This window comes from Streptomyces sp. NPDC001443, assembly GCF_053597355.1.
On the sequence record NZ_JBSFIA010000029.1, the window covers coordinates 118,564 to 129,256 of the forward strand.

4 protein-coding genes, 1 tRNA gene and 1 rRNA gene are annotated in these 10,693 nt (G+C 69.7%); 1 reads left to right on the plus strand and 5 read right to left on the minus strand.

Annotated features, from left to right (window positions below):
* Positions 1-7: 7 nt before the first annotated feature.
* Both ACWC24_RS27350 and ACWC24_RS27355 read right to left on the minus strand, forming a co-directional pair.
* Positions 8-688, minus strand: coding sequence for a response regulator (locus tag ACWC24_RS27350; RefSeq protein WP_450665530.1), 681 nt, complete (start codon positions 686-688; stop codon positions 8-10).
* 321 nt (positions 689-1,009) lie between these two features.
* Complete coding sequence (locus ACWC24_RS27355; protein WP_450665531.1) at positions 1,010-6,478, minus strand: HAMP domain-containing protein; 5,469 nt, start codon at positions 6,476-6,478, stop codon at positions 1,010-1,012.
* Positions 6,479-6,859: 381 nt separating this feature from the next.
* Between ACWC24_RS27355 and ACWC24_RS27360 the strand changes: the two genes are divergently transcribed.
* A complete protein-coding gene (locus ACWC24_RS27360) occupies positions 6,860-9,619 on the plus strand; it encodes a SpoIIE family protein phosphatase (RefSeq protein ID WP_450665532.1) in 2,760 nt (919 codons plus the stop codon).
* 55 nt (positions 9,620-9,674) lie between these two features.
* On the opposite strand, the gene ACWC24_RS27365 is transcribed toward ACWC24_RS27360, so the two are convergent.
* The 3 genes from ACWC24_RS27365 to rrf form a co-directional block, all read right to left on the minus strand.
* A tRNA-Thr gene (locus ACWC24_RS27365) sits at positions 9,675-9,750 on the minus strand.
* 75 nt (positions 9,751-9,825) lie between these two features.
* Positions 9,826-10,488, minus strand: coding sequence for a DegT/DnrJ/EryC1/StrS family aminotransferase (locus ACWC24_RS27370; RefSeq protein ID WP_450665537.1), 663 nt, complete (start codon positions 10,486-10,488; stop codon positions 9,826-9,828).
* Positions 10,489-10,602: 114 nt separating this feature from the next.
* Positions 10,603-10,693: ribosomal RNA gene (gene rrf, locus ACWC24_RS27375) — 5S ribosomal RNA — on the minus strand; the annotation flags it as partial.

The window sequence follows — 10,693 nt, forward strand, 5'->3', positions numbered from 1 at the left end:
CCACGCGTCAGTTCTGCGACGGGACCGGGGTCGTGCCGCCCGTGCCCGGCTCCAGGGCGTCCAGGGCCCGGCGCAGCCCGGTCAGCTTGCGCTCGAGATGGGCCGCCGTGGCCACCGCCGCCGCGTCGGCGGAGTCGTCGTCGAGCTGCTTGGACAGCGCCTCGGCCTGCTCCTCGACGGCCGCGAGGCGCGCGGAGAGCTCCGCGAGCAGACCGGGCGACTCCTTCGCCCCGGCGGGCACGGCCTTGCCGCCGCCCTCCAACTGGAGCCGCAGCAGTGCCGCCTGCTCCCGCAGCTGGCAGTTCTTCATGTACAGCTCGACGAAAACGGACACCTTCGCACGCAGCACCCACGGATCGAAGGGCTTCGAGATGTAGTCCACCGCGCCCGCCGCATAGCCGCGGAAGGTGTGATGGGGACCGTGGTTGATCGCGGTGAGGAAGATGATCGGGATGTCCCGGGTCCGTTCCCGTCGTTTGATGTGCGCGGCTGTTTCGAAACCGTCCATTCCCGGCATCTGGACGTCCAGCAGAATGACCGCGAAGTCGTCCGTCAGCAGCGCCTTGAGCGCTTCCTCCCCGGACGATGCCCGCACCAGCGTCTGATCGAGCGCAGAGAGGATCGCCTCCAGCGCCAGCAGATTCTCCGGCCGGTCATCGACCAGGAGGATCTTGGCCTTCTGCACCATGGCCCGCCCTCCTCGCCCCGGCATGGGGCCTCCCCGGTCCGCAGGACTTGGGGAAGCACCACCCGGTGCCGCCCCAGCGGACGACTCCCTTGCGTCGTCCGTCCTCGTGCCGGTCATGGTAGCCGCACCCCGCCCGTCGCCACACCCTGTCACCGCGATGTCACTGTGCACGTAGCAGAAACGCAGCGGGAGACCAGAAGGTTCCCCGAATACCGTACTTCTACACGGCTTCGTGCACACTGCGTCAGCAACTCCGTGTGAACTCCCGAGGATCCCGCCGCATCCACACCAGCCCCGTACGAACTCCGACCGATACCGCCACTACTGCCGCATCCACTGCTCCATCACGGCCAGCAGGTGATCGGGATCGACCGGCTTCGTCACATAGTCGGAGGCGCCCGACTCGATCGCCTTCTCCCGGTCGCCCTTCATCGCCTTCGCGGTCAGCGCGACGATCGGCAGCCCGGAGAACTGCGGCATCCTGCGGATCGCGGTGGTCGTCGCGTACCCGTCCATCTCCGGCATCATGATGTCCATCAGGACGACCGCCACGTCGTCGTGCTGCTCCAGCACCTCGATGCCCTCGCGCCCGTTCTCGGCGTACAGCACCGACAGCCCGTGCTGCTCCAGGACACTGGTGAGCGCGAACACGTTGCGGATGTCGTCGTCGACGATGAGCACCTTCTCGCCGCCGAACCGGAAGTCCGGCGTCGGCCGTGCCTCGGGCGCCTGCCCGACCTGCCACGGCTCCGGCTGCCCGCCGTCCTGCTCGAGCCCCGGCGCGCCCCGGCGGCGGCGCCGGAAGAGCGCGGCCGGACCGTTCTGCGTCTCCCGGTACGACTTCACCTCGGCCGGCGTCTCGACCTCCGCCTCGGAGAGCGCGGACAGATCACCCTCGGACGCCACCAGCTCGCCCGCCTCCAGGGCCGGCACCGGCTGCTGGTACCCGTGCGGGGGCAGCTCGCTGGGGTGCAGCGGCAGGTACAACGTGAAGGTCGAACCCCGGCCCGGCTCGCTCTGCGCGTGGATCTCGCCGCCGAGCAGCTGCGCGATCTCCCGCGAGATGGACAGCCCCAGACCCGTACCGCCGTACTTGCGGCTGGTGGTCCCGTCCGCCTGCTTGAACGCCTCGAAGATCACCCGCATCTTGCCGGCCGCGATCCCGATCCCCGTGTCGGTCACCGAGAACGCGATCAGCGGCGCGTCCGCGGCGCCGAGCGAACCGGCCTCCAGCAACTGCTCCCGGATCGCCAGCGGAACGTCCGCCCCGGCCGGCCTGATCACCAGCTCGACCGACCCGGAGTCGGTGAACTTCACCGCGTTGGACAGCAGGTTGCGCAGCACCTGCAGCAGCCGCTGCTCGTCGGTGTGCAGGGTGGCGGGCAGCTCGGGCGACACCCGCACCGACAGATCGAGGCCCTTCTCCGCGGTCAACGGCCGGAACGTCGCCTCCACGTAGTCGACGAGCTGCACCAGCGCGATACGCGTCGGGGAGACGTCCATCTTGCCCGCCTCGACCTTCGACAGGTCCAGGATGTCGTTGATCAGCTGGAGCAGGTCGGACCCGGCCCCGTGGATCGTCTCGGCGAACTCCACCTGCTTCGGGGAGAGATTGCCCTCCGCGTTGTCGGCGAGCAGCTTGGCCAGGATCAGCAGCGAGTTCAGCGGCGTACGCAGCTCGTGCGACATGTTGGCCAGGAACTCGCTCTTGTAGCGCATCGACACGGCGAGTTGCTCGGCGCGCTCCTCCAGGACCTGCCGCGCCTCCTCGATCTCGGTGTTCTTCACCTCGATGTCGCGGTTCTGCTGGGCCAGCAGCTCGGCCTTCTCCTCCAGTTCGGCGTTGGACGCCTGGAGGGCCTTCTGCCGCTGCTCCAACTCGACCGAACGCTCCCGCAGTTGCTCGGTGAGCTCCTGCGACTGCTTCAGCAGCCGTTCCGTCTTGGTGTTGACCGAGATGGTGTTGACGCTGGTCGCGATCATCTCGGCGATCTGGTTGAGGAAGTCCTTCTGGATCTGCGTGAACGGCGTGAACGACGCCAGCTCGATGATGCCGAGCACCTTGCCCTCGAAGAGCACCGGCAGCACGATCACCTGCGCGGGCGGCGCCTCGCCGAGCCCGGACGCGATCTTCAGATAGCCGCTCGGCGCGTTCTCCACGAGGATCGTGCGCTTCTCCTCGGCCGCCGTGCCCACCAGCGCCTCACCCGGCCCGAACGACGTCGGCATGGAGCCCATCGAGTAGCCGTACGAGCCCAGCATGCGCAGCTCGTACCGGTCGTCGACACCGCCGCCCATCTCCTTGCCGTCGACCAGCGGCATGGCGACGAAGAACGCGCCGTGCTGCGCGGAGACCACCGGGGTCAGCTCGCTCATGATCAGCGAGGCGACGTCCTCCAGGTCGCGGCGGCCCTGCATCAGCGCGGAGATACGGGCCAGGTTGCCCTTGAGCCAGTCCTGCTCCTTGTTGGCGATCGTGGTGTCACGCAGGTTGGCGATCATCTTGTTGACCGAGTCCTGGAGATCCTCGATCTCGCCGGACGCGTCCACGTCGATCTTCAGGTTCAGGTCGCCGCGGGTCACCGCGGCCGCCACGCGCGCGATGGCGCGCACCTGCCGGGTCAGGTTCCCGGCCATCTCGTTCACCGACTCGGTGAGGTCGCGCCAGGTGCCGTCGACGTCACGCACACGTGCCTGACCGCCGAGCTGGCCCTCCGTGCCCACCTCGCGGGCCACCCGGGTGACCTCCTCCGCGAACGAGGAGAGCTGGTCGACCATGGTGTTGATGGTGGTCTTCAGCTCCAGGATCTCACCGCGCGCGTCGATGTCGATCTTCTTCGTCAGGTCACCCTTGGCGATGGCGGTCGTCACCATCGCGATGTTGCGCACCTGACCGGTCAGGTTGGACGCCATCTGGTTCACCGACTCGGTGAGGTCCTTCCAGGTGCCGGCCACACCGGGCACGTGCGCCTGGCCGCCGAGGATGCCGTCCGTGCCCACCTCGCGGGCCACCTTGGTGACCTGCTCGGCGAACGAACTCAGCGTCTTCACCATGGTGTTGAAGGTGTCGGCGAGCTGCGCGACCTCACCGCTCGCGTCGATCGTCACCGTCCGCGTCAGGTCGCCGTTGGCGACCGCCGCCGCGACCTGGGAGATGTTGCGCACCTGCACGGTGAGGTTCTTGGCCATCAGGTTGACGTTGTCGCTGAGGTCCTTCCAGATGCCCGTGACACCGGGCACGTGCGCCTGGCCGCCGAGGATGCCCTCGGTGCCCACCTCACGGGCCACCCGCGTCACCTGCTCCGCGAACGACGACAGCTGGTCCACCATCGTGTTGACGGTCGTGACGAGTTCGAGGATCTCGCCCTTGGCGTCGACGGTGATCTTCTTCGACAGGTCGCCCTTGGCGACCGCCGTCGTGACCTCGGCGATGTTGCGGACCTGGATGGTCAGGTTGTTCGCCATGAAGTTCACGGACTGGGTCAGGTCCTTCCAGGTGCCCGCGACCCCCTGCACCTCCGCCTGCCCGCCCAGCATGCCCTCGGTGCCCACCTCACGGGCCACCCGCGTCACCTGCTCCGCGAACGACGACAGCTGGTCCACCATCGTGTTCAGGGTGTTCTTCAGCTCCAGGATCTCCCCGCGCGCGTCCACGGTGATCTTCTGGGACAGGTCACCCCGCGCCACCGCCGTGGCGACCTGCGCGATGTTGCGCACCTGGGCGGTGAGGTTGCCGGCCATGCCGTTCACCGAGTCGGTCAGGTCCCGCCACACGCCGGCGACACCGGGCACCTGGGCCTGACCGCCGAGCCGGCCGTCCGTGCCCACCTCGCGGGCCACCTTGGTCACCTGGTCGGCGAACGCGGAGAGCTGGTCCACCATCGTGTTGATGGTGATCTTCAGCTCCAGGATCTCGCCGCGCGCGTCCACGGTGATCTTCTGCGACAGGTCACCCCGCGCCACCGCCGTCGTGACCTGCGCGATCTGCCGCACCTGGGCCGTCAGATTGCCGGTGATGGAGTTGACGGAGTCGGTGAGCTCCTTCCAGGTGCCGGACACCCCGGGCACCTGCGCCTGACCGCCGAGCCGGCCCTCCGTACCCACCTCCCGGCCCATCTGGATGACCTGGTCGGCGAACGACGACAGCTGGTCCACCATCGTGTTCACGGTGTTCTTCAGCTGGAGCATCTCGCCGGCCACGTCCACCGTGACCTTCTGGGACAGATCACCGTTGGCGACCGCCGTCGTCACCTGGGCGATGTTCCTCACCTGACCGGTGAGGTTGCGGAACGCCGTGTTGACGGAGTCGGTGAGGTCCTTCCAGTCGCCCGCGACCCCGGGCACCTGGGCCTGGCCGCCCAGCTCGCCCTCGTTGCCGATCTCCCGGGCGACGCGGGTGACCTCGGCGCCGAAGGCGGACAGCTGGTCCACCATCCCGTTGACCGTGTTCTTCAGCTCCAGCATCTCGCCGGCCACGTCCACCGTGACCTTGCGGGACAGATCACCGCTGGCCACGGCCGTCGTCACGGCGGCGATGTCCCGCACCTGCGTGGTCAGGTTCCGGAAGACGGTGTTGACGGAGTCCGTCAGGTCCTTCCAGGTGCCCGCGGCACCCGGCACGTTCGCCTGTCCGCCGAGCCGCCCCTCGCCACCGACCTCGTTGGCCACCCGTGTGACCTCGTCCGCGAAGACCCGCAGCGTCTCGGTCATCTGGTTGATCGTGTCGGCGAGCCGGGCGACCTCGCCACGCGCCTGCACGGTCACCTTCCGCGACAGGTCACCGCTGGCGACCGCAGTGGTCACCTCCGCGATCCCCCGCACCTGGGCCGTGAGGTTCCCGGCCATGGTGTTCACCGAGTCGGTGAGTTCCTTCCACACCCCGTCGACGCCGGACACCTGGGCCTGACCGCCCAGGATGCCCTCGGTTCCCACCTCACGGGCGACCCGCGTCACCTCGGAGGAGAACGCGGAGAGCTGGTCCACCATCGTGTTGACGGTGTTCTTCAGCTCCAGCATCTCGCCGGCCACGTGCACCGTGACCTTGCGGGACAGATCACCCTTGGCCACCGCCGTCGTCACCAGCGCGATGTCGCGCACCTGGGCGGTGAGCCGGTACGCCATCGTGTTGACGGAGTCCGTCAGGTCCTTCCAGGAGCCCGACATGCCGCGCACCTGGGCCTGCCCGCCCAGCTTGCCCTCCGTGCCGACCTCGCTGGCCACCCGGGTGACCTCGTCGGTGAACGTCGACAACTGGTCGACCAGGTTGTTGACCGTCCGCCCGACCTTCAGGAACTCTCCGCGCAGCGGATGCCCCGGCCCGTCCGGCCCCTGGGTCCGCAGATCCATCCGCGGCGACAGATCACCCTCGGCCACCCCCGACAACACCCGGCTGACCTCGGAGACAGGCCGTACGAGATCGTCCACCAGCGCGTTGGAGTTGTCGATCGCGGTCGCCCAGGAGCCCTCGCAGGCCCCCGTCTCCAGGCGCTCGGTGAGCTTTCCCTCCCGCCCGACCATGCGCCGCACCCGCGACAGCTCACCCGTGAGATGCAGATTGCGGTCCGCGACCTCGTTGAAGACCGCGGCGATCTCCGACATCACGCCGTCCCCGGACACCGTGAGCCGCTTGCGGAAGTTCCCGTCCCTCATGGCCAGCAGAGCGACGAGCAGCCGGTTCAGGGCAGCCGTGTCCACCGTGGTGGTGCCGTTGCGCCCCTTGTCCCGGCTGCCAGGGGGCTGCCCGCCTTTCGCGCGCGCCTTCGTGGCCCGCGTCGGTGCGTCAGACTCCACTGTGTCCCTCCCGCAAGGGTCGACCATTGCCGCTCTGTGCCCCGGCACTCCTGATCGGCGTCCCGGTGTGATGCTGCCTGCTTGTGCCCGATGCGGTCAGACCGCCCGAGGGGCTGCTGCCCACCATCCGCAGTACCCACTCGGCCTGCCGGTTCCTTCACCGGAAGCTTGCCCAGTGTTTCACCCTCGCCGAACCAGGCCATAACAGTTCGGCAGCTTCGCACACCGTCCGCACACCCTCCGGACGGAAACACGGAGAACCGGCATCCGCGCGGGCAGGGAAGGTAAGTAACCTTGCATGCGGCTGTCCAGCCGGGCCGGCGCGTCCGGTCTGGACGGTGGCACCAGCACCAGCGGGCATCGGAGGGGCGGCCGCACACCATGACCACCGGACTGATCCCTGGGGGACAGCCCCCGGACCCCCGGCCGGCGGACGGCCTGCCCTCGCAGGCCCCGCACCCTCCGGTCGGACCGGGAACCCTGCACGTAGACGACCGGCCGAGGAGTTCTGTGATCACCGCGCGCGCGGCCGCCAGCTTCGAGCCCGTCGGGCGCTCCGTAGCGACCGCCCGCTCCTTCGTCCGCGACACCCTCCAGGGGTGGGGCTTCGCCGACATCGTCGACGACGCGGTGGTCCTCACCAGCGAGCTGGTGACCAACGCCGTGGTCCACGCGGGCACGGCCGCGGACGTGCTGTGCCTGCGCAGCGACGACGGCGCCCGCATCGAGGTCTCCGACCGCTACCCCGAGCGGGAGATCCCGCTCCAGAGCACCGCGGTCAACATGGGCAGCCCCGACCGCGAGGGCGGGCGCGGACTTCAGCTGTGCGCGGCCCTGGCGGGCCGGTGGGGCGTCGACTACACGCCGACGCACAAGAGCGTCTGGTTCCAACTCGACCTCCCCGCGCGCCCGGTGGGCACCCGTTCCGCGGGCCCCGCGCTGCCCGCCCATCTGCTCCCGCTCGCCGACGGCCGGGTCCGCGTCGCGGTCGTCCAGATCGACCGCAACGGCGCGATCATCGCCTGGAACGAAGACGCCGAGGAACTCTTCGGCTACGCCGCGGACCAGGTCACCGGCAAGCCCCTCACCGACCTCGCCGCCTGGCCGCACACCCCCGGCACGGGCACCGGCATCGCCGAAGCCCTTCGGCTCTCACGCTGGGAGGGCAGTTACGGCCTGCGCACCGCGGGCGGCCGGGTGATCCCGGTCTACGCCTCCCATCTGCGCGTCCGCGACACCGGCGGCGAGCCGTCCACGGTCTGTCTGCTCGTCCGCGACCACGAACGCGCGGTCCTGCAGACCCCGTTGCGCGTCCCGGCCTCCGACACCGGCTCTTCCTCCGACGTCCAGGGCGCCGACCCCTTCGAGGTGTTCATCGGCTCCCCGGCCCCGGACGACCTCGACGGCCTCCTCCAGCGCACGGTGGAACGCGCCCGCGACATGCTCGACGGCGACTCCGCCTTCCTGCTCCTGGCCACCGACGACGAGACGGAGTTGGAGGTCCGCGCCTCCACCGGACTGCCCTCCGCACGCCAGCGCTTCGCCCGGGTCCCCGTCGAGGCGGGCCCCGGCCGCTACGGCTCGGCCCGGATGCCCGCCGTCCACGAGGACCTCGCGGCCGTCCCCGGCGCCGTGCCCCTCCTGAACGCCACCGGCATGCGCTCGGTCGTGACGGTCCCGCTGAAGGTCGAAGGCCGGCTCACGGGCTCGCTCGGCGTGGCCGCGGAGGCCCCGGGCAGATACTCCAACGAGGAGGCGCTGCGCCTCCAGTTCGCCGCGGACCGCATCGCGCTCGCGGTGGAGTCGGCCCGCCTGGGCGAGCTGGAGCGCCTGCGCCGAGGCTCCCTGAGCTTCCTCGTCGAGGCCTCCGACCTGCTGGCCGGCACCCTCGACCGGGACCAGACGCTGGCGCTGATGGCGCAGATGACGGTGCCCACCCTGGCCACCTGGTGCGCCGTGTACACGATCGCCGACCAGGCCTCCGAACCTTACCTGTCCTACGTCCTGCACGAGGACGAGGAGCTGATCGACGGCATCAAGTCGCTCCTGTCCAAGATCGCACCGCCGGACCCGGTCCCGACCCCGGGCGCGCGCGTCTGGTCGGCTCCGGGCGAGCTGGCCCACCAGGCGGCCCTGCGCAGTTCCATGCGCAGCCTCGGACTGAGCAGCGGCACTCCGATCCACCATGTCGCGTCGCACATCGGTCCGACGCTGGCCACGGCGGCCGCGGTGGGCGGCGAGACGGTGGTCCTCCCGCTGGTCGCCCGCAACCGCGTCATCGGCATGCTGACGCTCGGCAAGCCGACCGACGAACACTTCCGCCAGGAGATCCTGGAGCTGGCCGAGGACCTGAGCCGACGCGCCGCCCTGGCCCTCGACAACGCCCGCCTCTACTCCGAGCGCACGGCGATCAGCCAGTCGCTCCAGCGCAGCCTGCTGCCGCCCGAGCTGCCGACCGTCGAGGGCGTCGAGGTCGAGGTCATCTACCGCGCGGCCGGCGAGGGCAACGAGGTCGGCGGCGACTTCTACGACCTGTTCCCGATCAGCGACGGCGCCTACGGCTTCGCCATCGGCGACGTGTGCGGTACGGGCCCGAACGCGGCGGCGGTCACGGGCCTGGCCCGGCACGCGCTGCGGCTGCTGGCCCGCGAGGGCCTCAGCGGCCCGGCCGTGCTGGAGCGCCTCAACTCGGCGATCCTCGACGAGGGCGCCCGCAGCCGCTTCCTGACGCTCCTCTACGGCGAGATGCGCCCTCAGGCGGACGGCAGCGCGGAACTGAAGGTGGTCTGCGCCGGTCACCCGCTGCCGCTGCGGCTGCGCCAGGACGGCACGGTCGAGGCGGCCGCCGAACCCCAGCCGCTGCTCGGCGTCATGGAGGACCTGGAGCTGTACGAGCAGACGGTCACCCTCGACCCGGGGGACGTCCTGCTGTGTGTCACGGACGGAGTCACCGAACGCCGGGAAGGCACCCGCATGCTGGGCGACGACGGCCTCGCCGACGTCCTCACGACGTGTACGGGCCTGACGGCCGGCGCGGTCGCGGCGCGCATCATGCGCGCGGTGGAGCGCTTCGCCTCGGACGCCCCGTCGGACGACATGGCGATCCTGGCGATGCGGGTCCCCGGCCTCCACCACGATTAGGCGGCGAGGAGCAGGACATGAGAAAGGCCCCGCCCGATGGGCGGGGCCTTTCTGGTGGAGCCCCCAAACGGAATCGAACCGTTGACCTTCTCCTTACCATGGAGACGCTCTGCCGACTGAGCTATAGGGGCCAGTTGCTTTTTCGAGGTTTCCCTCGCGGCAACGAAATAGAGCATACCCCGAACAGACCCGTGCTCCCAACTCGCTCAGAAGGCGGGTTGGAGCAATCCTCCGAGCGCATTGCACGCGGCCACGATCCGCTGCATGTCCCGCTTCGTCAGGGACGCTTCCACGGGCAGCGCGAGCGTCTCGTCGGCGGCCAGTTCGGTCTCCGGCAGGGACACACAGCGCCGGAACTCGGGCAGTCGGTGCACCGGCGTCTTGACCGGCACCCGGCAGTCAACTCCCCTGCCGCGCAGGGCGCGTGCGAAGGCGTCACGGTCGGGCCGGCCGTTCCCGGGGACCCGGACGACGTACTGCTGGTAGGTGTGTCCGTCGCCCCCGTCGGGTGTGCGCACCCCGCGCAGCTTCCCGTCGAGGTACGCGGCACGCTGCCGACGCCGGGCGATCTCGTCGTACGGTGCCTCGGACTCGCCCTGCTCCAGCACGAGCAGGCCGTGCCGCTGTCCAAGTGCGTGGAGGCGGGCGATGTCGGCCGGTCGGCCGAAGCGGTGCACGGCCACGACGGCCGCCGTCCGCGACGTCACGGAGGCCTCGACGGCGGACACGTCGAGGCAGTAGGTCACCGGATCTATGTCGGCGAACACCGGGAGCGCACCGGCCAGGGTCGCCGCCTCGGCGACCTCCATGTTCCCGAAAGCCGGCACGATGACCTCGTCACCGACTCCGACGCCGGCGGCCCTGAGTATTGCAGCAGCACCCATGCTGTCAATGCTCATAGCGGAATGTGAACGTCAAGTGTCGACCAACAAAAAAGGGTTGGTCCCTGAACCGAAGTTCAGGGACCAACCCTTTGAATGATTGTTCGGCGGCGTCCTACTCTCCCACAGGGTCCCCCCTGCAGTACCATCGGCGCTGTGAGGCTTAGCTTCCGGGTTCGGAATGTAACCGGGC

Coding starts and splice junctions, on each gene's coding strand:
- ACWC24_RS27360 (WP_450665532.1), top strand. CDS start 6,860: ATGACCACCGGACTGATCCCTGGGGGACAGCCCCCGGACCCCCGGCCG.
- ACWC24_RS27350 (WP_450665530.1), bottom strand. CDS start 688: ATGGTGCAGAAGGCCAAGATCCTCCTGGTCGATGACCGGCCGGAGAAT.